Consider the following 24,679-nt stretch of genomic DNA (forward strand, 5'->3'; position numbering starts at 1 on the left):
GTGGGGCTAACAGGATTTGAACCTGTGGCCTCATCCTTATCAGGGATGCGCTCTAACCAACTGAGCTATAGCCCCATCCGCGCTGCGCGCTGACTCCTGAAGATTAGCGCACAGACACGGTCGAGCCAAAATCCGTTCCCCGGGGCAGTCCCCGCAGGTCAATCAGCGGTCATTCGTCCTCGGCGAGCGTGAGCTCCACGCCGCCGACGAAGCCCGCCGACAAGTTGTAGATGAACGCGCCCAGCGTGGCCAGAGCCGTCGCCAGCACCACGTCGATGACCGCGATCACCGACGTGAAGATCAGAACGCGCGGCAGCGACAGGAACGACTGGAGGTCGAAACCGTTGCCCTCGTTCGACCCGGTGGCCTCGCTGATGGTGCCGCCGACGGTCGAGAAGACGCCCATGGCGTCCATGACCATCCACAGCACCGCCGCCGCGACGATCGTGCACACGCCCAGCGCGATCGACAGCAGGAAGCTGACCTTCATCACCGACCACGGATCCGCCTTGGCCACCCGCAGCCGCGCCTTGCGCGTCCGGGGCGTCGTACGGGCCCCCGTCCGCGCCTTGCGCTGCGCGGCGGCGTCCCCGGCGCCCCGCGGCGCGCCCGGCGCCTGGGGCGCCGCGTACGCCTGCGGCGGGTGGTACGGCTGCTCCGGCGCCCGGCCGGGCGCGGCGGCGGCCGGGGCCGCGCCCGCGGCCGCCGGTACCGCGCCCGACGCGGCCGGCGCGGCCTTCCCCGGCTTCGGCTTGCGGGTGTCCGTCACGGTTCTCCCCCTGCCCTCGGCTGCCTCGGCGCCCCCGTCGGGGGAGTCCGCGGCGGGGCCACGGGTACCGTCCTCCCCAGTCTTGGCCGGTCCGGCGCCCGTGGCTCCACTCACGACTTACTCCTCGTGCTCCCCGGCCGAGGGCTGCGTGCCCTCGGCGGCCTCGGCGGCCTGTCCGTCGGCTGCGTCGGTCTCCTCGACCTCGTCAGCTTCCTGACCGGCCTCGGCGTTACGAGCGATACCGACCACGGCATCGCGCTTGCCCAGGTTGATCAGCTGGACGCCCATGGTGTCACGGCCGGTCTCCCTGACTTCGTTGACTCGCGTACGGATCACACCGCCGCCGAGCGTGATGGCGAGAATCTCGTCCGATTCGTCGACCACCAGCGCGCCGACGAGCGACCCGCGGTCCTCCACGATCTTCGCGGCCTTGATGCCCAGACCGCCACGACCCTGGACGCGGTACTCGTCGACCGGCGTCCGCTTGGCGTAGCCGCCGTCGGTCGCGGTGAAGACGAACGTACCCGGCCTCACAACGCTCATGGAGAGCAGTTCGTCACCCTCGCGGAAGCTCATGCCCTTCACGCCCGAGGTCGCGCGGCCCATCGGGCGCAGCGCGTCGTCGGTCGCCGTGAAGCGGATCGACTGCGCCTTCTTGCTGATGAGCAGCAGGTCGTCCTCGGCGGAGACCAGCTCGGCGCCGATCAGCTCGTCGTCGCCGCCGTCCTCGGTCTCCCGGAGGTTGATGGCGATGACGCCGCCCGAACGGGGCGAGTCGTAGTCCTTGAGCGCCGTCTTCTTCACCAGGCCGCCCTTGGTGGCCAGGATCAGGTACGGGGCGGCCTCGTAGTCGCGGATCGCGAGGATCTGGGCGATCTTCTCGTCCGGCTGGAACGCCAGCAGGTTGGCCACGTGCTGCCCGCGGGCGTCGCGGCCGGCGTCCGGCAGCTCGTACGCCTTGGAGCGGTAGACCCGGCCCTTGTTCGTGAAGAACAGCAGCCAGTGGTGCGTGGTCGAGACGAAGAAGTGGTCGACCAGGTCGTCCTGCTTCAGCTTCGTGCCGCGCACGCCCTTGCCGCCGCGCTTCTGCGAGCGGTAGTCCTCGGTCTTGGTGCGCTTGACGTAGCCGCCGTGCGTGATCGTGACGACGATGTCCTCTTCGGCGATCAGGTCCTCCATGGACATGTCGCCGTCGAAGGGGACCAGCTTGGAGCGCCGGTCGTCGCCGAACTTCTCGACGAGGGCCGCCAGCTCCTCGCTGACGATCGAGCGCTGCTTCTCCGGCGAGGCCAGGATCGCGTTGTACTCGTTGATCTTCGCCTGCAGCTCGTCGTGCTCGGCGACGATCTTCTGCCGCTCCAGGGCCGCCAGGCGCCGCAGCTGCATCTCCAGGATCGCGTTGGCCTGGATCTCGTCGATCTCCAGCAGGCCCATCAGGCCCTCGCGCGCGATCTCGACGGTGTTGCTGCGCCGGATCAGCGCGATGACCTCGTCGATCGCGTCCAGCGCCTTGAGCAGGCCGCGCAGGATGTGCGCCCGCTCCTCCGCCTTGCGCAGGCGGAACTTCGTCCGCCGGACGATGACCTCGATCTGGTGCGTGACCCAGTGGCGGATGAACGCGTCGATCGACAGCGTGCGCGGCACGCCGTCCACCAGCGCCAGCATGTTCGCGCCGAAGTTCGTCTGGAGGTCGGTGTGCTTGTAGAGGTTGTTCAGCACGACCTTGGCGACGGCGTCGCGCTTGAGCACGATCACCAGGCGCTGGCCGGTGCGCGAGGAGGTCTCGTCGCGCACGTCGGCGATGCCGCCGATCTTGCCGTCCTTGACCAGGTCGGCGATCTTCTGGGCCAGGTTGTCCGGGTTGGTCTGGTACGGAAGCTCCGTGACCACCAGGCACTGGCGGTTCTGGATCTCCTCGACCTCGACCACCGCGCGCATCGTGATGGAGCCGCGCCCGGTCCGGTACGCCTCCTCGATGCCCTTGCGGCCCACGACCAGCGCGCCCGAGGGGAAGTCGGGACCCTTGATCCGCTCCAGGAGTGCGTCGAGCAGCTCCTCGTGCGAGGCGTCCGGGTGCTCCAGCGCCCACTGGGCGCCGGCCGCCACCTCGCGCAGGTTGTGCGGCGGGATGTTGGTGGCCATGCCGACCGCGATGCCGGCGCTGCCGTTGACCAGCAGGTTCGGGAAGCGGGCCGGCAGGACGGTCGGCTCCTGGTTGCGGCCGTCGTAGTTGTCCGTGAAGTCGACGGTCTCCTCGTCGATGTCCCGGAGCATCTCCATGGCCAGCGGCATCAGCTTGCACTCGGTGTAGCGCATCGCGGCCGCCGGGTCGTTGCCCGGGGAGCCGAAGTTGCCGTTGCTGTCGACCAGCGGCATGCGCATCGACCACGGCTGGGCCAGGCGGACCAGGGCGTCGTAGATCGAGCTGTCGCCGTGCGGGTGGTACGTGCCCATGACGTCGCCGACGACGCGGGCGCACTTGTAGAAGCCCTTCTCGGGCCGGTATCCGCCGTCGTACATCGCGTAGAGCACGCGGCGGTGGACCGGCTTGAGGCCGTCCCGTACGTCGGGCAGCGCGCGGGACACGATGACGGACATCGCGTAGTCGAGGTAGGAGCGCTGCATCTCCGTCTCGAGCCCGACGGGCTCGATCCGCAGCACGGGCTGCTCCTCCGCCGGGTTCTCGGCGTTCTGTGCGGGCTGGGTGGTTTCGTCGGCCATTGCTGGTCAGAAGTCCTTTCAGGCGGCGGTCAGCGGAGGCCGACTCAGATGTCGAGGAACCGAACGTCCTTGGCGTTGCGCTGGATGAAGGAGCGCCGTGCTTCGACGTCCTCACCCATGAGCACCGAGAACAGGTCGTCGGCCTGGGCCGCGTCGTCGAGGGTGACCTGGCCGAGCACGCGGTGGTCCACGTCCATGGTCGTGACGCGCAGCTCCTCGGCGTTCATCTCGCCCAGACCCTTGAAGCGCTGGATCGAGTCTTCCTTGATCCGCTTGCCGTTCTGCTTGCCGAGCTCCACCAGCGCGTCGCGCTCGCGGTCCGAGTACGCGTACTCGAAGTCGTCCCGGCCCCACTTGATCTTGTACAGCGGCGGGCGGGACAGGTACACGTGACCGGCCTCGACCAGCGGGCGCATGAAGCGGAAGAGGAAGGTCAGCAGCAGGGTGTTGATGTGCTGGCCGTCGACGTCGGCGTCCGCCATCAGGATGATCTTGTGATAGCGGAGCTTCTCGATGTCGAAGTCCTCGTGCACACCGGTGCCGAAGGCGCTGATCAGCGCCTGGACCTCGGTGTTCTGGAGGATCTTGTCGATACGGGCCTTCTCGACGTTCAGGATCTTGCCGCGGATCGGCAGGATGGCCTGGTACATCGGGTTGCGGCCGGACTTCGCGCTGCCGCCGGCGGAGTCGCCCTCGACGATGAAGATCTCGCACTTGGTCGGGTCGTTCGACTGGCAGTCGGACAGCTTGCCCGGCAGTGAGGCGCTCTCCAGCAGGCCCTTGCGGCGGGTCAGGTCGCGGGCCTTGCGGGCCGCGACGCGCGCCGTGGCCGCCTGGATGGACTTGCGGACGATGTCCGCGGCCTCGACCGGGTTGCGGTCGAACCAGTCGTTGAGGTGCTCGTGGACGACCTTCTGCACGAAGGTCTTGGCCTCCGTGTTGCCCAGCTTGGTCTTCGTCTGGCCCTCGAACTGCGGCTCGCCCAGCTTGACCGAGATGATCGCCGTCAGACCCTCGCGGATGTCCTCGCCGGCGAGGTTGTCGTCCTTCTCGCGCAGCAGCTTCTTGTCGCGCGCGTAACGGTTCACCAGACCCGTCAGCGCGGCCCGGAAGCCCTCCTCGTGCGTACCGCCCTCGTGCGTGTGGATCGTGTTCGCGAAGGAGTACACGCCCTCCGTGTACTGCGAGTTCCACTGCATCGCGATCTCGACCGAGAGCATGCGCTCCTTGTCCTCGGCCTCGACGTCGATGACGGTCGGGTGGATGAGCTCGCCCTTGCGCGAGTTCAGGTACTTCACGAAGTCGACGATGCCGCCCTCGTAGTAGTACGTGACGGTGCGCGCGGTGGGCGGGGCCGTGTCCGCCTCGGGGTCGTCCGCGCCGACGGTCGCCTTCGCCGACTCGCGCTCGTCGGTCAGCTTCAGGGTCAGGCCCTTGTTGAGGAAGGCCATCTCCTGGAAGCGCCGCGACAGCGTCTCGAAGGAGTACTCGGTCGTCTCGAAGATGTCTCCGTCGGCCCAGAACGTGACGGAGGTGCCGTGCTCGTCGGTCGCCTCGTTCTTGGCCAGCGGGGCCGTCGGCACGCCCAGCTTGTAGTCCTGGGTCCAGCGGTAGCCGTCCGTCTTGACCTCGACCGCGACCTTGGTCGACAGGGCGTTCACGACGGAGACGCCGACGCCGTGCAGACCGCCGGAGACGGCGTAGCCGCCGCCGCCGAACTTGCCGCCCGCGTGCAGGACCGTCAGGACGACCTCGACCGCCGGCTTCCCTTCGGACGGCACGATGCCGACCGGGATGCCGCGGCCGTTGTCGATGACCCGCACACCGCCGTCGGCGAGGATCGTCACGTCGATGGTGTCCGCGTGCCCGGCCAGGGCCTCGTCGACGGAGTTGTCCACCACCTCGTACACGAGGTGGTGCAGCCCGCGCTCACCGGTCGAGCCGATGTACATGCCCGGCCGCTTGCGGACCGCGTCCAGTCCTTCGAGGACCTGGATCGCACTGGCGTCGTACGAGGCGGTGACCTCGCCCTTCTCGCCGGCTGTGGACTGGTTGTCGTTGGGGTTGCCGGAATCGGCCACGAAGCGCCCTTTCTGGCACAGCACAGGCCGTACTCCGGGCCAGCAGGCATGCAAGCAGGAGCGGCTGCGTCGATCTGCGTTGTCAGCGTGTATCAGCTAGATCCCGCAAGCGGCGGGATTCGCTTCAGTCTACCGGTACCACGGACATGAATGGGGGTTTGCCGGTACCTGAGTCCGCATGTGCCGCCCTGAACCTCCTCTCTCCGACTCCCCATATCCGGGAAGGGGCTCAAAGAGGCTCACACGGGCGTGCAGCGCTTCGGCCTGTCAACCTCCCGCTACCGTGAGGGACGCCACGCGAGCGCGGTCTATCCGTACGTGTCCCCCGGACCCGTACTGCCCGGCGCGCGCAGCGGTCCGTACCGCCTCGGGCGCCCGCCCGGGCCCTGGACCTTGATCATCCGAACCGTGCCCTGGCCCAGGTCCGCGTTGAGCCGGGCCACGAGCTGCGGGGCCAGCAGCTTCAGCTGCGCCGCCCACGCCGAGGAGTCACAGCGCACGACCAGTTCACGGTCCTCGTAGCGGTCCGGTTCACAGTGCGCGGCGATCTCCGGCCCGACGATCTCGGGCCAGCGCTCCATCACGCCCGCGACCGCCATCGGCATCTCCCAGCCGTGCTCGGTGCGCAGCCGGTCCAGCGCCGCCATGAGGGGCATCGGGTCGCGGCCGTCGGCGCGGGCGCCCGAGCGCAGGCCCGGCCGGTGCTTGTTCTTCCCGGTGGCCGCGTTGCCGCGGGCGCGGGCCTGCTCGCGGGCGGCCGCCAGCGCCTGCCGGGCGAGGTCCACGCCCGAGGGCTCGGGGACCTTGCGGGGTCCGGTCGTACCGGGTTCCTTCTCTTCGCCGCTCACAGCCGGGTCACCTCGCCGCCGGACACCCCGAACCGGGTCCCCGCCAGGACCCCCGGGACGTCGTCGTCCACCGCCGCCGTCACCAGTACCTGCTCGCCCGGGGCCACCAGCTCCGCCAGCCGCTCGCGGCGCCGCGCGTCCAGCTCGGCGAACACGTCGTCGAGGATCAGCACCGGCTCGGCGCCCTCCGAGCGCAGGAGCTCGTACGAGGCCAGCCGCAGGGCCAGCGCGTACGACCAGGACTCGCCGTGGCTCGCGTACCCCTTCGCCGGGAGGTCGCCCAGGCGCAGCACCACGTCGTCCCGGTGCGGGCCGACCAGGGTCACGCCCCGCTCGATCTCCTGCTTGCGCGCCTCGGCCAGGGCGGCCAGGAGCACCTCGTACAGGACCTCGCGGGTGCGGGCACCGCGCCCGCCTCCGTCCTCGTCCCCGTCCGCGCTCCCGGCTCCGGCCACGGCTTCTCCGGCCTCGCCGGCGGCGGAGGACTTGTACGCGAGCCCCAGCGGGCCGCCGCCGGGCGCGAGCTGCTCGTACGCCTTGTCGGCGAGCGGCTGCAGCGTCGCGATCAGGTCGAGGCGCTGCGCCAGCAGCTCCGCGCCCGCGCGCGCGAGGTGCTGGTCCCAGACGTCGAGGGTGGACAGGTCCATGGAGCGGCCGCCGTGCCGGCGGGCCATCGCCGCGGACTTCAGCAGGGTGTTGCGCTGCTTGAGCACCCGCTCGTAGTCGGAGCGGACCCCCGCCATCCGCGGCGAGCGGGCGGTGACGAGCTCGTCGAGGAACCGCCGGCGCTCCCCGGGGTCCCCCTTCACCAGGGCCAGGTCCTCCGGCGCGAACAGCACCGTCCGTACGATCCCGAGCACGTCCCGGGGCCTGACCTGCGAGGACCGGTTGATGCGGGCGCGGTTGGCGCGGCCCGGGTTCAGCTCCAGCTCGACCAGCTGCTGGCGGGCTCCGTGGGTGACGGCGGCGCGGATGACCGCACGCTCCGCGCCCATGCGGACCAGGGGGGCGTCCGAGGAGACGCGGTGGCTGCCGAGCGTGGCCAGGTAGCCGATGGCCTCGACCAGATTGGTCTTGCCCTGGCCGTTGGGGCCCACGAAAGCCGTGACGCCCGGGTCGAGGGGAACCTCGGCCCGGGCGTACGAGCGGAAGTCGGCCAGTGAGAGATGCGAAACATGCATACGGCGCCGACCTCCCCCGGCTTCCTGCTGCTCTGTGCTCTGTACTGCTGTGGATCCGTGCTGCTGTGGACCGGTGGTGGACGGCCCGCGGACGCCCCGGAGACCGCTGTGGACGACCCTCGCATCGCTGTGGACGGCCCGAAGACCGCTGTGGACGGCTGCGGACCGCCGTGGATTACGCCTTCTCGACCGCGTGGCCGCCGAACTGGTTGCGCAGCGCGGCGATCATCTTCATCTGCGGCGAGTCCTCCTGGCGCGACGCGAAGCGCGCGAAGAGCGAGGCGGTGATCGCGGGCAGCGGCACGGCGTGGTCGATCGCCGCCTCCACCGTCCACCGGCCCTCGCCCGAGTCCTGCGCGAAGCCGCGCAGCTGCTCCAGGTGCTCGTCCTGGTCGAGGGCGTTCACGGCCAGGTCCAGCAGCCAGGAGCGGATGACGGTGCCTTCCTGCCAGGAGCGGAAGACCTCGCGGACGTCGGTGACCGAATCCACCTTCTCCAGGAGCTCCCAGCCCTCGGCGTAGGCCTGCATCATGGCGTACTCGATGCCGTTGTGGACCATCTTCGCGAAGTGGCCCGCGCCGACCTTGCCGGCGTGCACCGCGCCGAACTCGCCCTCGGGCTTGAGGGCGTCGAAGATCGGCTGGACCCGGGCGACATGGTCCTTCTGGCCGCCGTACATGAGCGCGTAGCCGTTCTCCAGGCCCCACACGCCGCCGGAGACACCGCAGTCGACGAAGCCGATGCCCTTGGCAGCCAGCTCGGCGGCGTGCTTCTCGTCGTCGGTCCAGCGCGAGTTGCCGCCGTCGACGACGACGTCGCCGATCGAGAGCAGCTCGGCGAGCTCGTCGACGGTGGACTGCGTCGCCGCACCTGCCGGGACCATCACCCACACGACGCGGGGGGCCTGCAGGCTGTCCACAAGTTCCCGCAGGCTGTGGACATCGGCAAGGTCCGGGTTGCGGTCGTATCCGATGACGGTGTGGCCTGCGCGGCGGATGCGCTCGCGCATGTTGCCGCCCATCTTGCCGAGACCGACGAGACCAAGCTCCATCAGGTGGTTCCTTAAGCGTTGTGGCCGTCTGTGCCGGGTACCCCCCATCGCCGGGGGCACCCAGGCTCCGAGCCTACGCCGGGCGGTGCCGCCGGGCGCCACGGGCGCTCCAGGACGGCCGTAAGGGGCCGTGCGCGGGCTGGTACGGGGCCGGTGGGATTCGCACCGGCGGTTCGTACGGGGGAGGTCGTACGGGGCGAACGCCGTCGGGCCCGGCCCCGCGCCTGCGAGACCGGGCCCGACGTCCGCGCGCGTCAGCCGGACAGGCGGACCGGCATGATCAGGTACTTGTACGCCTCGTCCGCCTCCGCGTCGACGGCAGGACGGCCGCTCAGCAGGGCGGGCTTGGTGGACGTGGTGAAGCTCAGCTGCGCGGCCGGCGAGTCGATCGCGCTCAGGCCGTCCAGCAGGAAGGTGGGGTTGAAGGCGATCGAGATGTCGTCGCCCTCCAGCTTGGCGTCCACGCGTTCCACAGCCTGTGCGTCGTCGGAGGAGCCCGCCTCCAGGATCAGCACGCCCTGCTCGAAGCTGAGGCGGACCGGGGTGTTGCGCTCGGCGACCAGGGCCACGCGCTTGACGGCCTCGACGAACGGGGCGGTCTCGATCACGGCGATGGAGTTGAACTCCGTCGGGAAGAGCGTGCGGTACTTCGGCAGGTCGCCTTCGAGCAGGCGGGTGGTGGTGCGGCGGCCCGCGCCCTCGAAGCCGATGAGGCCCTCGCCCGCGCCGGAGCCGGAGAGCGCCAGGGTGACCGTGTCACCGCTGGTGAGGGACTTGGCGGTGTCCAGGAGCGTCTTCGCGGGCACGAGGGCGACGGCGGAGGCGTCCGGGTTCTCCGGCTTCCACAGGAACTCGCGGACCGCGAAGCGGTAGCGGTCGGTGGAGGCCAGGGTGACGCGGTCGCCCTCGATCTCGATGCGGACACCGGTCAGCACGGGCAGCGTGTCGTCGCGGCCGGCGGCGATGGCGACCTGGGCGGCGGCGGAGGCGAAGACCTCACCGGGCACGGTGCCGGTCGCGGTCGGCATCTGCGGCAGCGCCGGGTACTCCTCCACAGGCAGGGTGTGGAGTGTGAATCGCGAGGAGCCGCAGACCACGGTCGCCCGTACACCGTCTGTGGAAATCTCCACCGGGCGGTTGGGGAGGGCGCGGCAGATGTCGGCGAGGAGGCGGCCGGAGACGAGGACGGTGCCGTCCTCCTCGACGTCGGCCTCGACGGAGACGCGGGCGGAGACCTCGTAGTCGAAGCCGGAGAGGGACAGCGTGCCCTCCTCGGCCTTCAGCAGCAGGCCCGCGAGAACGGGCACCGGCGGCCGGGCCGGGAGGCTGCGGGCAGCCCAGGCCACCGCCTCCGCGAGTACGTCGCGCTCCACCCGGATCTTCACCGGAACCGCCTCCTGCTGTTGCTCGCTCGTCTGCCGGCCTTCGTTCCCGGCCCGATGCCTCGATGCCCTCGATGGCTCGGAGCCTCGGTGCCGGGGACCAGTCTGACGTACGGCGCCGACAGTCGGTGCTGCCGGAGGTCAAGTCGGGAGCGAGGTGTCGGGGAGGCGTGTCCACCGAGTTGTGCACAGGACCCGCTTGAAAACCGAAACCGGGCTAACTCTCTATGGGGGTAGTAGTAGGGCCTGTGGAAACGGTGGATAAGCCCGTTGTCCCTGGTCAGCCCGCGTTTTTTATCCACCGACCCTGTGGGTGACACCGGTGGACAACCCCCGGTGTCTGTGGAGAACGAAAAGTTCTGCACAGGCCGTCCCCAGGGGACCCCGACTACTCCACAGGTGTGTCCCCAGGTTTCCCCCAGTACTCCACAGCCCAAACGTCGACTTCCGTGTGACGGCTTTCACTCCCGGCGGTGACGGGAGGTGGAATGTTGCCGAACAGTGGACAGCGGTGTGGGTAACTCGTCTGATCCTGTGCACAGGGTGCGGGAACCTGTGGGCGGGCGGTGGACAGAGGCGTGGACGAACCTGTGGATGAAAGTTCTATCCACAGGCTGTGGATGACGCTTGCGCACAAATCCACAGGGGTCTGACCAGTGCTGATGGTGCCTCATCCCGCAGCCCTGTGGACAGATTGTGGGTGACGGAACCCGTCCCCAGCCTGTGGACGGAAGAAAGTCGGGAAATCTGTGGATGAGTTGCTCCACAGGGGGCGTATTCGAACAGGCCAGGGGCGCGCGCACGGGAAAGGGCGCCCCCGAAGTACCCCGGGAGCGCCCTCTGGAAGCGTGTGGAAGGGCCCGTGCGGGCCCGCCGACCCGGCCAACAGGGCCCCGGCTCAGCCGTTCTTGATGCGGTTGGTGAGCTCGGTGACCTGGTTGTAGATGGACCGCCGCTCCGCCATCAGGGCCCGGATCTTCCGGTCGGCGTGCATGACCGTGGTGTGGTCGCGGCCGCCGAACTGCGCCCCGATCTTGGGCAGGGAGAGGTCCGTGAGCTCCCGGCACAGGTACATGGCGATCTGCCGCGCGGTGACCAGGACGCGGCTGCGCGAGGAGCCGCACAGGTCGTCCACGGTGAGCCCGAAGTAGTCCGCAGTGGCCGCCATGATGTCCGTGGCCGTGATCTCGGGGGCCGAGTCCTCGCCGCCGGGGATCAGGTTCTTGAGGACGTCCTCGGTCAGGCCGAGGTCGACCGGCTGCCGATTCAGGCTCGCGAAGGCCGTGACCCGGATGAGCGCCCCCTCCAGCTCGCGGATGTTGCGCGAGATGCGGGAGGCGATGAACTCCAGTACCTCCGGCGGGGCGTTGAGCTGCTCCTGTACGGCCTTCTTGCGCAGGATCGCGATACGGGTCTCCAGCTCGGGCGGCTGGACGTCGGTGATCAGGCCCCACTCGAAGCGGTTGCGGAGCCGGTCCTCCAGGGTGACGAGCTGCTTGGGCGGCCGGTCGGAGGACAGCACGATCTGCTTGTTGGCGTTGTGGAGCGTATTGAAGGTGTGGAAGAACTCCTCCTGCGTCGACTCCTTGCTCGCGAGGAACTGGATGTCGTCGACGAGCAGGATGTCCATCTCGCGGTAGCGCTTGCGGAACGCGTCGCCCTTGCCGTCGCGGATCGAGTTGATGAACTCGTTGGTGAACTCCTCGGAGCTCACGTAGCGCACCCGGGTGCCGGGGTAGAGGCTCCGCGCGTAGTGGCCGATGGCGTGCAGGAGATGCGTTTTGCCAAGCCCCGATTCCCCGTAGATGAAGAGGGGGTTGTACGCCTTCGCGGGCGCCTCGGCGACGGCCACCGCGGCGGCGTGCGCGAAGCGGTTGGACGCGCCGATGACGAACGTGTCGAACAGGTACTTGGGGTTGAGCCGGGCGGTGGGCTCCAGCGGTCCCGAGGTCGAGCCGCCCGAGGGGGACGGAGCCGCGGGGCGGCCGGGCGCCTGGCGCGGGGCCGGCTGCTCGTACTGCTGCTGCTCGTACTGATGGGACTGCTGGGACTGGCGGGGCTCGTACTGCTGCTGGTCGTACTGCTGCTGGTCGAAGGAGCCCTGCTCGTAGCCGCCGGGGTCGGACTGCTGGAGGTAGCCCGGCTGGGGAGAGGCGTAGGGGTCGCGCTCGGGGAAGCCGCCGAGGCGCGGCTGCTGCCAGCCGTAGTCGTCCTGCTGGCCGCCGCGCGGCCAAGAGCCGGGCTCGGGGCGCGACTGCTGGTAGTCCGGGTAGGCGGGCCGGGCGGTCGGGAGCTGGTCGTCGGAGGGGCCGCCGGGGCCGGTGTGGCCGCCGCCGCGCTGGTTGCCGTACGGCTCGTACCCGTCGGAGCGCTGCTGCGCGGCCGCGGGCAGGGGCGCGGGCTCGCCGGCGGAGTCGTCCACGGTGATGGCGATACGGATGGGGCGGCCGCACTCACGGCTGAGCGCATCGCTGATCAGCGGGGCCAGCCGGCCCTCCAGGACGCGCTTGCCGTATTCGTTGGGAACCGCCAGCAGTGCGGTGTCCGCGACCAGTGCCAGGGGCTGGCAGCGCTCGACCCACTGCTTGTCCTTGGGCTCGATCGCCTGCTGTCCCTCCCCGAGGAGCTTTTCCAGCACCCTTGGCCACACTGCGGCAAGATCGGCAGGTACGTCAGCCACAGAGCACGCTCTCTCACAGGGGTCCCACGAATGTGTGGTTCTTTGGGACGGTCGGGACAAAAAATCCGGGATCAGACAACGGTAGTCAGGCCGACGGGTACGGTTCAAGTCGTTGTCCACAGCCTGTGCACAGTGTGGGGGCACGTCGCCTCGGTTTGACCGGATGGCGTAGCCGCGCGTACCGTAACGAGGTCGAGTTGTCGATGGCTGCTGCCGCCTGCCTACCGATGGGCGAAGATCACCTTTTGTGATCGTTTAGCGGTGCCACTCGGGCGAACACGCGAGTTTCCTCGTGGGCGCACGGTGACAGCCAGGCGATGTCCCGCCACAACGATTCATTCTCTGGAGCCCCCGAGTGAGCAAGCGCACCTTCCAGCCGAACAACCGCCGTCGTGCCAAGACCCACGGCTTCCGTCTCCGGATGCGTACCCGTGCCGGTCGCGCGATCCTGGCGAACCGCCGTGGCAAGGGCCGCGCCGCCCTTTCCGCGTAACAACGCGCAGGTCGTGACGTCGTGCTGTCTCCCGAGAATCGGCTGAGGCGGCGCGAGGACTTCGCGAGCGCGGTACGACGAGGTCGGCGGGCAGGTCGCCCGCTTCTCGTCGTCCACCTACGTACAAGCGGTGCAACGGACCCGCACGCGCCGGGGGAGATCGATCCCTCGACGCGTGCGGGTTTCGTCGTCAGCAAGGCCGTGGGTGGCGCCGTCGTCCGTAACCGGGTAAAGCGCCGTTTGCGCCATCTTGTCCGCGAGCGGCTCTCCCAGCTGCCCGCCGGTAGCCTGGTGGTGGTGCGGGCATTGCCCGGAGCGGGTGACGCCGGCGCCGATGAACTGGCCCGGGACCTGGATGCCGCCATCGCGCGGCTCCTGGGAGGCGTGGCTCGATGAAGTACCCGCTGCTCGCATTGATCAAGCTGTACCAGTGGACCATCAGTCCGCTGCTCGGGCCGGTGTGCCGTTACTACCCCTCGTGCTCGCACTACGGGTTCACGGCCATCGACCGGCATGGTGCGGTGAAGGGGACGGTCCTGACCGGCTGGCGGATCCTGCGGTGCAACCCGTGGTCCGCCGGTGGTGTCGACCATGTCCCACCCCGTAAACGCCCGCGTTGGCACGAGCAGCTGCGCAGTGCGTTGCGTAGATCTCGCAATGCTCAAGGAGCCTGATTAGTGGACACGATTGCCAGTCTGTTCAGCTTTATCACCACGCCCGTCTCGTGGGTCATCGTCCAGTTCCACAGCCTGTACGGCGCGATCTTCGGGCCGGACAGCGGTTGGGCCTGGGGCCTGTCGATCGTGTCCCTGGTGGTCTTGATCCGCATCTGTCTGATCCCGCTCTTCGTGAAGCAGATCAAGGCGACGCGCGGTATGCAGGCGCTCCAGCCGAAGATGAAGGCGATCCAGGAGCGCTACAAGAACGACAAGCAGCGCCAGTCCGAAGAGATGATGAAGCTGTACAAGGAGACGGGTACCAACCCGCTCTCCTCGTGCCTTCCGATCCTGGCGCAGTCCCCGTTCTTCTTCGCGCTGTACCACGTGCTCGCGGCCATCGCCAACGGCAAGACCATCGGTGTCATCAACGAGTCGCTGCTGGCCAGCGCCCGTCAGGCGCACATCTTCGGTGCCCCGCTCGCGGCGAAGTTCACGGACAGCGAGGAGAAGGTCGCCGCACTCGGCGCCTCTCTGACCGACGTCCGGATCGTGACCGCGATCATGATCATTCTGATGTCGCTGTCGCAGTTCTACACCCAGCGCCAGCTGATGCAGAAGAACGTCGACCTCTCGGTGAAGACGCCGTTCATGCAGCAGCAGAAGATGCTGATGTACATCTTCCCGCTGATCTTCGCCTTCATGGGCATCAACTTCCCCGTCGGTGTCCTCGTCTACTGGCTGACCACCAACGTGTGGACCATGGGCCAGCAGATGTACGTGATCAACCAGAACCCGACCCCCGGCAGCAAGGCGCAGGACCAGTACCTGACCCGACTGCTGAAGCACGTCTCCACGCACGGGGAGCTCAAGGGCCGGGGCAAGAAGAAGATCGTCGCGGCGATCGTGGCCAAGGGCCCGGACCGCAACGACAACGAGCGCAAGTTCATCGCGGCTCTCACGAAGCAGGGTCTGGCTGCGCAGGCGGACGGGTCTGTGATCAAGAGTGCCGAGGCCACGGCCGAATCGGATGCGGCGAGCGGCGGTGCCGCCAAGCGGCAGCAGCCGAAGCGGCAGTCGAAGTCGCAGCGCCAGACGCCCCCCAAGCCCTCTTCCAAGAAGTAAGAAGGAGTCCCTCCCGTGACGGAAGGCACCACCACCGCCGCCGCTGAGAGTGGCGACACCCTGACCCGCCTCGAGCAGGAGGGTGAGATCGCGGCCGACTACCTGGAGGGTCTGCTGGACATCGCCGACCTGGACGGGGACATCGACATGGACGTCGAGGCCGACCGGGCCGCGGTGTCGATCGTCAGTGACTCGTCCGGCCGCGATCTCCAGAAGCTCGTGGGCCGCGACGGTGAGGTCCTGGAGGCTCTGCAGGAGCTCACCCGCCTCGCCGTGCACCGCGAGACCGGGGACCGCAGCCGGCTGATGCTGGACATCGCGGGCTTCCGTGCGAAGAAGCGCGAGGAGCTGGCGGCGCTCGGTGCCCAGGCGGCGGCGGACGTGAAGGCGTCCGGTGAGCCGCTGAAGCTGGCGCCGATGACGCCCTTCGAGCGCAAGGTCGTCCACGACGCCGTGGCGGCCGCCGGTCTGAAGAGCGAGTCGGAGGGCGAGGAGCCGCAGCGCTTCGTCGTCGTGCTCCCCGCCTGACCGCAAGACCGAGTGCTCGGCCCCGTCTGTGTCGCAGGCGGGGCCGAAGTTTGTCAGCCTGGCAGTGCCGGCCTGGGCGGTGCCAGTTCGAGCAGTGCGTTTTCAACGATCCATGCGGTACGGAAGGACGGTCCCCGTGACGGAGGCAGCGGAGCTTCCCCCGGCGCCTGAAGAGGCGCGCGCGGTGTTCGGCGAGTTTTTCCCGGAAGCTGTGCGGTATGCGGAGCTGCTGGCGGACGCGGGGGTCAAGCGCGGCCTGATCGGCCCGCGTGAGGTGCCGCGGTTGTGGGAGCGGCACCTGCTGAACTGCGCGGTGCTCTCGGAGGTGGTGCCCGAGGGCGTCACCGTCTGCGATGTCGGCTCGGGCGCCGGCCTGCCCGGCATTCCGCTGGCTCTGGTGCGCCGCGATCTGAAGATCACGCTGTTGGAGCCGCTGCTGCGGCGGACGACCTTCCTCCAGGAGGCCGTGGAGCTGCTGGGCCTGGATCACGTCACGGTGGTGCGGGGCAGGGCCGAGGAGATGCTCGGCAAGGTACAGCCGGTCCACGTGGTGACGGCGCGGGCCGTGGCTCCGCTGGACCGGCTGGCGGGCTGGGGCGTGCCCCTGCTGCGCCCGTACGGGGAGATGCTGGCGCTCAAGGGCGACACCGCCGAGGAGGAGCTGGTGGCGGCGAAGACCGCACTGGCGAAGCTGGGTGTGGTGAAGACCTCGGTGCTCCAGGTGGGTGAGGGCGTGGTGGATCCCCTGTCCACGGTCGTCCGGGTGGAGGTCGGAGAAAGCCCCGGCGGGGTGAGGTTCGCGGCCAAGCGGGCTAAGGCCGCTCGCACCAGCCGGACCCGTCGGCGTCGCTGATTGACGGGGCGTTGAGCCCTATAGGTATGGATTTCGGAGTGTCGTAGCGGCTCGAAGACCCTGTCCGGGCACTGTCCGGGCATCGTGTTTCACGTGAAACATCGCTCTCTGCTGCACGGAATCATCAGCCGCGGCCGTGCGGCCGCGTCCCCTCGTCACCGCAAGGGCGAAGGGGGGACGGAGTTGTCCACAACGGTGGATTCATCCACAGGAGTACGGGCCCCGCTGGTTCGCGACCCGGGTGTCATGGCAGGCTCTGTTCATCGCGAGCCTGATGCCGAGGAGAGTGACACCGTGCGGTCCGACGCCAACCTCGCGGGGCCGATGGCCGACCCGGTCCCCGGTCCCCGCTCTGAACCAGCGGGGGACGATGTTTCACGTGAAACATCGTCGCCCCTTGTAGACAACGACACGCCCATCGGCCGTGCCGCGCAGATGGCGGTTGAGGCCCTGGGGCGGGCCGGTGAGGGGCTTCCCCGTCCGGCGCAGACCCGGGTCATCGTGGTCGCCAACCAGAAGGGCGGCGTGGGCAAGACCACGACGACCGTGAACCTGGCGGCTTCCCTGGCCCTGCATGGCGCGCGCGTCCTGGTGGTCGACCTCGACCCGCAGGGCAACGCGTCCACGGCTCTGGGTATCGACCACCACGCGGATGTGCCCTCGATCTACGACGTGCTCGTGGACAGCAGGCCGCTGCTTGAGGTCGTCCAGCCGGTGGTCGACGTGGAAGGGCTCTTCTGTGCCCCGGCCACGATCGACCTCGCGGGTGCGGAGATCGAGCTGGTGTCCCTGGTGGCGCGCGAGAGCCGGCTCCAGCGGGCCATCCAGGCCTACGAGCAGCCGCTGGACTACATCCTGATCGACTGCCCGCCCTCGCTGGGGCTGCTGACGGTGAACGCCCTGGTGGCCGGCGCGGAGGTGCTGATCCCGATCCAGTGCGAGTACTACGCCCTGGAGGGCCTCGGCCAGCTGCTGCGCAATGTCGACCTGGTGCGGGCCCACCTGAACCCGGCACTGCACGTGTCGACGATCCTGCTGACGATGTACGACGGCAGGACCCGGCTGGCCTCGCAGGTGGCGGAGGAGGTGCGCACCCACTTCGGCAAGGAGGTGCTGCGCACGAGCATCCCGCGTTCGGTGCGCATCTCCGAGGCGCCGAGTTACGGCCAGACGGTGCTCACCTACGATCCGGGTTCGAGTGGTTCTCTCTCCTATCTGGAAGCGGCGCGTGAGATCGCGCTGCGGGGGGCCGGAATTTCGTACGACGCCCGGCACGCCCATCTGGGCGCGGGCATGAACAGCACGCAGAGTGTGGCGGAGGGGATCCAGTGAGTGAGCGACGTAGGGGTCTGGGGCGGGGGCTGGGCGCGCTGATCCCCGCCGCTCCGCAGGAGAAGACACCGCCGGTGATCGGTGCAGGTTCGACGTCTCCGTCGGCGGTGCCGGTGTTGGCTTCGGAGCGCGGGGTCGCGGCGGCGAAGCTGGCTTCGCTGGCGCAGGCCGATGGCTCCCTGGGGGCACCCTCAGCGGCGTCGGCGACCGCGGTTGCGGTGGTGGATGAGCCGGAAGCGGTGGAGCCCGAGGCCAATGTGGTGGCCGGGGCGACGTTCGCCGAGCTTCCGATGGACTCGATCACGCCGAACCCGCGGCAGCCCCGTGAGGTCTTCGACGAGGACGCGCTGGCGGAACTGGTCACCTCCATCCAGGAGGTGGGCCTGCTCCAGCCGGTGGTGGTGCGGCAGTCCGCCCCCGGCCGCTACGAGCTGATCATGGGTGAGCGTCGCTGGCGGGCCTGTCGGGAGGCCGGGCTGGAGCGCATTCCGGCGATCATCCGGGCCACGGACGACGAGAAGCTGCTGCTGGACGCGCTGCTGGAGAACCTGCACCGGGCCCAGCTGAATCCCCTGGAGGAGGCGGCCGCGTACGACCAGCTGCTCCAGGACTTCAACTGCACCCACGACCAGCTGGCCGACCGGATCGGACGTTCGCGTCCGCAGGTGTCCAACACGCTGCGCCTGCTGAAGCTGTCGCCGCCGGTCCAGCGCCGGGTGGCCGCGGGTGTGCTGTCGGCCGGTCACGCGAGGGCGCTGCTGCCCGTGGAGCACTTCGAGGCGCAGGACAAGCTGGCGCAGCGGATCGTGGCCGAGGGTCTCTCGGTGCGGACGGTCGAGGAGATCGTCTCGCTGATGGGATCGGAGCCCGAGGGACCCGTGAAGCCGAAGGGCCCGCGGGCCGGTGCCCGGGTGGCTCCGGCGCTCAGCGAACTGGCGACGCGGCTGTCCGACCGGTTCGAGACGCGTGTGAAGGTGGATCTGGGCCAGAAGAAGGGCAAGATCACCGTCGAGTTCGCCTCGATGGAGGATCTGGAGCGGATTCTGGGGACGCTGGCGCCGGGCGAGGGCCGGGTGCTGGAGCAGGGTCTGTCCGGGGAGTGAGTCCCCGGCCGCCGAGGGGCGGATCGTGCCGGTGTACCGGCGCGGTCCGCCCCTTTGCCTTGTCGCGGTTTCGCCTGATTCGGGCTGTGGATACGATGCGCTCATGGGGCGTCGGTTGGTACCACTCACGCTGGACAACCTCCAGGACCTGCCTCGGCGTTGCCGGTCCTGCGTGTTCTGGGAGCTGGATCCCGTCAGTGGTGAGGCCGCCGTGAAGGCGGGCACGCCGGCGCTGGAAAAGGAGGCGTGGATCTCCGCCGTCCTGCTGGAGTGGGGCTCCTGCGGCCGCGTGGTCTACGTGGACGAGGTCCCGGTGGGGTTCGTGCTGTACGCGCCGCCGGCGTACGTACCTCGGGCCGCTTCTTTTCCGACGAGTCCGGTGTCCCCGGACGCCGTACAGCTGATCACTGCGTGGATCATGCCCGGCTATCAGGGGCAGGGCCTGGGACGGGTGATGGTGCAGACGGTGGCAAAGGACCTGCTGCGGCGCGGGTTCCGGGCGATCGAGGCGTTCGGAGACGCGCGCTGGGAGGGCCCCGCCTGTCTGTTGCCGGCTGACCACCTGCTGGCCGTGGGCTTCAAGACGGTGCGGCCGCACCCTCTGCACCCGCGCCTGCGGCTGGAGATGCGCTCGACGCTCTCCTGGAAGGAAGACGTGGAGCTCGCGCTGGACCGGCTGCTCGGAGCCGCGCGCAAGGAGCCCGCGCTGCGGCCGCTGTGATGTCTGGCGCTGTGTTTGCTGCGCTGTGCTTACTCGTGCTTGCTGTGATGTGCGAAACGGGGCCGCCCCTGTGAGGGGCGGCCCCGTTTCACGTGAAACATCCCCGGCGCTGGCCGGGCGCAGTTCCGGCTGTCAGGCCTTGGGCGTGATGAACCCATCGAGGTCGCGGAGGATGGCGGCCTTCGGCTTGGCACCGACGATGGTCTTGGCGACCTCGCCACCCTGGTAGACGTTCAGGGTCGGGATGGACATGACCCCGTACCTGGCGGCCGTGTCCGGGTTCTGGTCGATGTTCAGCTTGACGATCTCGATCTGGTCGCCGTACTCGGCCGCGATGGCCTCCAGCGAGGGGGCGATCTGGCGGCACGGTCCGCACCACTCGGCCCAGAAGTCCACCAGGACGGGCTTGTCGCTGTTGAGGACCTCGGCGTCGAAGTCGGCGTCGGTCACGTTCTTGAGGGTGCCGGCCACTGCGGCCTCCTAATTCTTTCCTGCGGGGTGTGGAGTGGGGGGTAGTTGAGGGGTCAGACCGTAGCGTGCGCCTTCTCGGCGTCGGCCAGGGCGGAGAGGAAGCGCTCGGCGTCCAGGGCGGCGGAGCAGCCGGTGCCTGCGGCGGTGATGGCCTGACGGTACGTGTGGTCCACGACGTCGCCGGCGCCGAACACACCGGTCAGGTTGGTGCGCGTCGAGGGCGCCTCCACCTTGAGGTAGCCCTCCTCGTCGAGCTCCAGCTGGTCCTTGAACAGCTCGGTGCGCGGGTCGTGGCCGACGGCGATGAAGAGGCCGGTCACGGGCAGCTCGGAGGTCTCACCGGTCTTGGTGTTGCGCAGGGTGAGGCCGGAAAGCTTCTGCTCGCCGTGGATCACGGCGACCTCGCTGTCCCAGGCGAACTTGATCTTCGGGTCGGCGAAGGCGCGGTCCTGCATGGCCTTGGAGGCGCGCAGCGAGTCGCGGCGGTGAACGATGGTGACGGACTTGGCGAAGCGCGAGAGGAAGGTGGCCTCCTCGATCGCGGTGTCGCCGCCGCCGACGACGGCGATGTCCTGGTCCTTGAAGAAGAACCCGTCACAGGTCGCACACCACGACACACCGCGGCCGGAGAGGGCGTCCTCGTTGGGCAGGCCCAGCTTGCGGTGCTGGGAGCCGGTCGTCACGATCACGGCCTTCGCGCGGTGCACGGTGCCGGCGGTGTCGGTGACGGTCTTGATGTCACCCGTCAGGTCCACGGACACGACATCGTCGGGGACGAGCTCGGCGCCGAAACGCTCGGCCTGACCGCGCATGTTGTCCATGAGGTCCGGACCCATGATGCCGTCCTGGAAGCCGGGGAAGTTCTCGACCTCGGTGGTGTTCATGAGTGCGCCACCGGCCGTGACCGCGCCCTCAAAGACCAGCGGCTTGAGCGAAGCGCGTGCGGTGTACAGGGCGGCGGTGTAGCCGGCCGGCCCGGAACCGATGATGATCACGTTTCGTACGTCGCTCACGGGTTTCTTCCTCGTCTCTGTGGACTGCACGCTGCTTGCCGAAGGGGCCGGTGTGTTGTCTCACCCCACCCAACGGATCCTACGGCGCATGCATTCCCCGCCCGCTCCCTCGCGGACGCGAAGGTGTCAGCTCCGAGGATATGTCCTGGTCAGCAATGGTTTGTCAGGGGTGGTCGATGGGTTGCTCGCGCACTCGGCGCCCACGAGGTAGGCATCCACCCGGGCGGGGTCGCCGGGGTGCGGCAGGACGAGGAGGTAGACCTCGGTGCCCTGGTAGCTGCCACGTTCGACAGCGAGCGGGCTCTCGGGACGACCAGTGGCGTTCTGGACACAGGCCGGCACCGAGGAGGCGTCCGTGCGGTTGCCGTCACCGGGGGCCAGCTTCGGGGACGGAGTGGTGTTCTCCAATCCGTACGTGTTGTTCCGCTGTTCCTCCTGCGGGGCGGTCTTGGCACCCGGTCCGGCGGCCATGAGCCGGCGCACGTTGTCTTGGAGGCCCTGCGCGGTGTACGTGCCGTCGGCGGGCGCCTCGGCTGTGGCGCTCGTCGCGGACCTGCGGGCGGCGGTGTCCGGGGAGCCGCTCCCGATCAGGTTGCCCGTGAGGAAGACGCCCAGCGCGCAGGCGGCCGCTCCGGCCAGGCCGGCGATGACGGCGATGCGGCGGCGAGCGCGTCGGCGTCCGGGACCGGTCGCTCCGGCCGGGTGACCGGCGGGCCGCCGGCTCTCGGGACCCGAGGGAGTGGCCGGCGATGTTTCACGTGAAACATCGGAGGGCGGGACGGTCTCCGCGCGGGGCGCGGTGGAGTCGAGAAGGGCCTCGGCGGCGAGGGCCGCGTCGATGCGCCCGGCGATATCGGACGGCATCCGGGGCGGCCCGGGCAGGGTGCCCAGGAGCCCCCGGATCTCCTCCAGGGAGGCGAGGACGTCGGCGCACAGGGGGCAGCCGTCCAGGTGGCGGCGCACCTCGGAGCTTCGGACCGGGGAGAGGAGCCCTTCGGCCAGGTCGGAGATCTCCGAAACGTCAGGGTGCCGGATCGTGCCGGTTGCGGGAGTCACGTTCGTCCACCTCCACCCTTCACCGTGTCTGCGTCTGGGGCCGGCCGGCTGGAGCCTGCCGCTGGTGGGACGGGTGTCCCCGGCGTCCGGTTCCTTCCCCGCTCGGCGTCGGTGTTATCCCCGGCATTCGAGCGCAGATGAGTGAGCATCGGAAGGAGTTTCGCCCGGCCGCGCGCGCACCGGCTCTTCACGGTGCCGGTGGGGACGTCGAGGATGTGGGCGGCCTCGGCGACGGGGTATCCCTGCATGTCGACGAGGACCAGGGCGGCCCGCTGTTCGGCCGGGAGCGTCCCGAGGGCGGCCAGGAGCTGACGGTGGAGATCGTGGCGCTCCGCGGGTGCCTCGGCGGACTCGTGGGGCTCCAGGAGGCGCTCCAGGCGGTCCGTGTCGTCGAGGGGCGAGGTCCTGCGCGAGGCGGCCTTGCGGGCCCGGTCGAGACAGGCGTTGACGGTGATGCGGTGCAGCCAGGTGGTGACGGCCGATTCACCGCGGAAGGTGTGGGCGGCCCGGTAAGCCGACACGAGGGCGTCCTGTACGGCGTCGGCGGCCTCCTCGCGGTCGCCGAGGGTGCGCAGGGCCACCGCCCACAGCCGATCGCGGTGGCGCCGTACGAGTTCCCCGAAGGCATCGGGATCACCGGCGGCATGCAGCGCCAGCAGCTCCTGGTCGCTCCGCTCGTCTCCCCTGGGTGACTGCATCACACCTCTCCTCCGGAAGGGAGCGTACGGTGCGGGCGGGACGAATACGAGGGACCGCCGCGCAGTCGGCGCAGCGGTCCCGTATTGGTGGCGGTCCGGTCCTACTCGGCCGTGCCGAGCACCTTGATCTCGCTGATGCCGCCCCGGTAGCCGCCGCTCGAATCGGAGGGCAGCGCGGTGATGTGGATCACCAGGTACCGGGCCTTCAGCGGGGTCTCCAGAGTGGTCTTCAGGTTCTTCCCCGCAGTGGTCAGCTTGACGACCTCGTGGGAGAAGTCAGAGAGGGAGCGGGGCGAGGAGGCCTCCGGGGAGGCGGCCCGGACCTCCACCTTCTGCCCCGCCGCGTACATGTCGACGTCAAGGCCGGCCACGTCCTGCACGCTGCCGAGGTCGACGACGATCCCGCTGCCGTCGTCGTAGCTGTCCAGGTTGCCGAAATTGGCGTAGCCGTAGAACACCTTGGTGACCCAGGCGCTGTCGGGGTTGCCGTCGGCGGCCTTGTCGGCGTCCTCCGGCTTGATCGGCTCCTTGCCGAAGGCGGTGGCGTTGCCGATGTGCAGGGGCTTGCCGGGGGTGGTCGGCTTGGCCCCCTTGGGGGCTTCGCCGGCCTTGGGCTGCTGGGTGGAGCCGTTGCTGCCGGTGTCGCCCTTGACGCGCTCCAGGAGCGTGTCGGCGAGCTGCCAGCTGCCCAAGCCCAGTGCGGCGATGAGCAGGGCGGCCACGCCCCACTTGAGGACGCGACCGGTGCGGCTCTGCAGCGGGGGCGGCGGCACGGGGACGGACATGGTGAGGCTGCCGGGCACGCCGGGGTGCGACTGCGGACGGCCGTAGCTGCCCTGCTGGTAGGTGGTGTGCTGGTACTCGGGCGGAGCGGTGAAAGCGGGCTCGGGCGGCCGGATGCGCGGCATCGCGGCGACGGCCTTCGCCAGCTCCTCCGGGGTGGTGCAGGGCGGCTCCTGCCGGGAGGCGGTGGCCCCGTCGTTGGCGAGGGCGCGCATGGCGAGCTCGCCCAGTCCCCGGTGGACTCCGGCGCGGACCTGGTCGGGTGCGATCAGGCCGACGCCCTTCGGCAGGCCGGTGAGCCCGTACGCGTCCTCCTCGTACGGCCAGCGCTGGGTCAGGGCGGCGTACAGGAGCGCGCCGATGGCCTCGGTGTCCGCGCGCTGCGGGGTGTCGCTGGTGATGCCTCGCAGGGCGGCGTTCACGGCGAGCCCCCGGATGCGGTACTGGCCCGTGGAGGTCCGCAGTATGGCGCTGGGCGTCAGCCGCAGGTGGGCCAGGCCCTCGCGGTGCGCGGCGGCCATGGCCTGCGAGACCTGGGTAACGAGCTGGTAGGCCTCGTGGGGTTCCAGGGGGCCCGCTGCGAGGATCGCGGTCAGCTCGGTGGCGTCGGGCAGCCACTCGTGGACGACGTAGACGAGGTCGTTCTCCTCGACGGCGTCGAGGACGTGGACGAATCGCGGGTCGCCGAGCAGGGCGGAGGAGCGGGCGGCGGCCAGGACGGCGCGGGCCCGGGGGTGGTCGGCGGGCAGCAGGTGGACGCCCACGGCTCGGCGCAGCTTCTCGTCCATGGCGCGCCAGCTGCTGAATCCGTCCAGACGGGTGACGCACTCTTCGAGGCGGTAGCGCCTGGCGAGCTTGTGGCCGCTGTGGAGTTCGGGGGCGGCAGCAGGGGCCGCTTTTCTGCGTTCGCCGTCCTTTTCGGGCATGGGTCCGTCCGCGGCTCGTCCGTTCTGGGTGTCCACCCCGTCGGCCGTGGCCTTCGCCGCATCTGCGGCCGGCGGCTCATTGCCGCCGTTGTCGGCCACGTCGACGGCAGCCGTGCTACGTTCCGCCACCGTCGTTCCTGCCTCCCCATCCGTTACGCGCTGTCGGCCAGTCTGCGAAGCCATGCCAATTGTGCCCACAGTCCGGCCC

Annotated in this window: 21 protein-coding genes, 1 tRNA gene and 2 pseudogenes; 9 read left to right on the plus strand and 15 right to left on the minus strand. The window is 69.5% G+C overall.

Features of this window, described 5'->3' with window-relative positions; translation table 11 throughout:
* Position 1: 1 nt before the first annotated feature.
* The 10 genes and pseudogenes from ACS04_RS09045 to dnaA (ACS04_RS40395) form a co-directional block, all read right to left on the minus strand.
* Positions 2-75: transfer RNA gene (locus ACS04_RS09045), tRNA-Ile, on the minus strand.
* Between the two features lie 94 nt (positions 76-169).
* Positions 170-883: a DUF3566 domain-containing protein gene (locus tag ACS04_RS09050; protein ID WP_048476022.1), complete on the minus strand. Its 714-nt coding sequence runs from the start codon at positions 881-883 to the stop codon at positions 170-172.
* Between the two features lie 3 nt (positions 884-886).
* The gene (gene gyrA / locus ACS04_RS09055; protein WP_048476023.1) at positions 887-3,490 is read right to left on the minus strand and encodes a DNA gyrase subunit A; all 2,604 of its coding nucleotides are present in this window, start codon (positions 3,488-3,490) and stop codon (positions 887-889) included.
* A 44-nt stretch (positions 3,491-3,534) separates the two neighbouring features.
* Complete coding sequence (gene gyrB / locus ACS04_RS09060; protein ID WP_048476024.1) at positions 3,535-5,595, minus strand: DNA topoisomerase (ATP-hydrolyzing) subunit B; 2,061 nt, start codon at positions 5,593-5,595, stop codon at positions 3,535-3,537.
* Between the two features lie 284 nt (positions 5,596-5,879).
* Positions 5,880-6,419, minus strand: a complete 540-nt coding sequence (locus tag ACS04_RS09065; RefSeq protein ID WP_048476025.1) for a DciA family protein — start codon at positions 6,417-6,419, stop codon at positions 5,880-5,882.
* Positions 6,416-7,600 (minus strand): DNA replication/repair protein RecF, encoded by a 1,185-nt coding sequence (recF, locus tag ACS04_RS09070; RefSeq protein ID WP_048476026.1) that lies wholly within the window; start codon positions 7,598-7,600, stop codon positions 6,416-6,418. Before recF ends, ACS04_RS09065 begins: the two co-directional genes overlap by 4 nt.
* Positions 7,601-7,775: 175 nt before the next feature.
* Complete coding sequence (gene gnd / locus ACS04_RS09075) at positions 7,776-8,651, minus strand: phosphogluconate dehydrogenase (NAD(+)-dependent, decarboxylating) (protein ID WP_048476027.1); 876 nt, start codon at positions 8,649-8,651, stop codon at positions 7,776-7,778.
* A gap of 254 nt (positions 8,652-8,905) precedes the next feature.
* Positions 8,906-10,036, minus strand: coding sequence for a DNA polymerase III subunit beta (gene dnaN / locus ACS04_RS09080; protein WP_030153167.1), 1,131 nt, complete (start codon positions 10,034-10,036; stop codon positions 8,906-8,908).
* An 895-nt stretch (positions 10,037-10,931) separates the two neighbouring features.
* Positions 10,932-12,083, minus strand: a pseudogene (dnaA, locus tag ACS04_RS40390) (chromosomal replication initiator protein DnaA); the annotation flags it as partial.
* Between the two features lie 125 nt (positions 12,084-12,208).
* Positions 12,209-12,713, minus strand: a pseudogene (gene dnaA / locus ACS04_RS40395) (chromosomal replication initiator protein DnaA); the annotation flags it as partial.
* A gap of 355 nt (positions 12,714-13,068) precedes the next feature.
* Between dnaA (ACS04_RS40395) and rpmH the strand changes: the two are divergent.
* The 9 genes from rpmH to ACS04_RS09120 all read left to right on the plus strand — a co-directional run bounded on the left by rpmH (position 13,069) and on the right by ACS04_RS09120 (position 19,524).
* Positions 13,069-13,206, plus strand: a complete 138-nt coding sequence (rpmH, locus tag ACS04_RS09090; protein WP_008741645.1) for a 50S ribosomal protein L34 — start codon at positions 13,069-13,071, stop codon at positions 13,204-13,206.
* Positions 13,207-13,227: 21 nt separating this feature from the next.
* Positions 13,228-13,602, plus strand: coding sequence for a ribonuclease P protein component (rnpA, locus tag ACS04_RS36135; protein WP_078864569.1), 375 nt, complete (start codon positions 13,228-13,230; stop codon positions 13,600-13,602).
* On the plus strand, positions 13,599-13,880 hold the full coding sequence (gene yidD, locus ACS04_RS36140; protein ID WP_078613072.1) for a membrane protein insertion efficiency factor YidD: 282 nt from the start codon (positions 13,599-13,601) through the stop codon (positions 13,878-13,880). The genes rnpA and yidD overlap by 4 nt, the downstream gene beginning before the upstream one ends.
* A 3-nt stretch (positions 13,881-13,883) precedes the next feature.
* Positions 13,884-14,987 carry a membrane protein insertase YidC gene (gene yidC / locus ACS04_RS09095; RefSeq protein WP_048476029.1) on the plus strand — a complete coding sequence of 368 codons (1,104 nt, stop codon included), beginning with the start codon at positions 13,884-13,886 and terminating at the stop codon, positions 14,985-14,987.
* 15 nt (positions 14,988-15,002) lie between these two features.
* Positions 15,003-15,515, plus strand: a complete 513-nt coding sequence (locus ACS04_RS09100; RefSeq protein ID WP_048476030.1) for a Jag family protein — start codon at positions 15,003-15,005, stop codon at positions 15,513-15,515.
* Positions 15,516-15,627: 112 nt separating this feature from the next.
* The gene (gene rsmG, locus ACS04_RS09105) at positions 15,628-16,368 is read left to right on the plus strand and encodes a 16S rRNA (guanine(527)-N(7))-methyltransferase RsmG (RefSeq protein WP_037835282.1); all 741 of its coding nucleotides are present in this window, start codon (positions 15,628-15,630) and stop codon (positions 16,366-16,368) included.
* A 246-nt stretch (positions 16,369-16,614) separates the two neighbouring features.
* The gene (locus ACS04_RS09110; protein ID WP_078864571.1) at positions 16,615-17,700 is read left to right on the plus strand and encodes a ParA family protein; all 1,086 of its coding nucleotides are present in this window, start codon (positions 16,615-16,617) and stop codon (positions 17,698-17,700) included.
* Positions 17,697-18,803 (plus strand): ParB/RepB/Spo0J family partition protein, encoded by a 1,107-nt coding sequence (locus ACS04_RS09115; RefSeq protein WP_078864573.1) that lies wholly within the window; start codon positions 17,697-17,699, stop codon positions 18,801-18,803. Before ACS04_RS09110 ends, ACS04_RS09115 begins: the two co-directional genes overlap by 4 nt.
* A 103-nt stretch (positions 18,804-18,906) precedes the next feature.
* A complete protein-coding gene (locus ACS04_RS09120; RefSeq protein WP_048476032.1) occupies positions 18,907-19,524 on the plus strand; it encodes a GNAT family N-acetyltransferase in 618 nt (205 codons plus the stop codon).
* A 132-nt stretch (positions 19,525-19,656) separates the two neighbouring features.
* On the opposite strand, the gene trxA is transcribed toward ACS04_RS09120, so the two are convergent.
* The 5 genes from trxA to ACS04_RS09145 form a co-directional block, all read right to left on the minus strand.
* Positions 19,657-19,995: a thioredoxin gene (gene trxA, locus ACS04_RS09125; protein ID WP_048476033.1), complete on the minus strand. Its 339-nt coding sequence runs from the start codon at positions 19,993-19,995 to the stop codon at positions 19,657-19,659.
* A gap of 53 nt (positions 19,996-20,048) precedes the next feature.
* Positions 20,049-21,008, minus strand: a complete 960-nt coding sequence (gene trxB / locus ACS04_RS09130) for a thioredoxin-disulfide reductase (protein WP_048476034.1) — start codon at positions 21,006-21,008, stop codon at positions 20,049-20,051.
* A gap of 126 nt (positions 21,009-21,134) precedes the next feature.
* Entirely contained in the window at positions 21,135-22,064 is a 930-nt protein-coding gene (locus tag ACS04_RS09135; RefSeq protein WP_048476035.1) for an anti-sigma factor family protein, read from the minus strand.
* Complete coding sequence (gene sigM / locus ACS04_RS09140; protein ID WP_048476036.1) at positions 22,061-22,762, minus strand: RNA polymerase sigma factor SigM; 702 nt, start codon at positions 22,760-22,762, stop codon at positions 22,061-22,063. Before sigM ends, ACS04_RS09135 begins: the two co-directional genes overlap by 4 nt.
* Before the next feature lie 101 nt (positions 22,763-22,863).
* Entirely contained in the window at positions 22,864-24,600 is a 1,737-nt protein-coding gene (locus ACS04_RS09145) for a protein kinase family protein (protein ID WP_048476037.1), read from the minus strand.
* Positions 24,601-24,679: the final 79 nt, after the last annotated feature.

Origin of the sequence: Streptomyces roseus (genome assembly GCF_001044425.1) — a bacterium.
Classification (GTDB): domain Bacteria; phylum Actinomycetota; class Actinomycetes; order Streptomycetales; family Streptomycetaceae; genus Streptomyces; species Streptomyces roseus.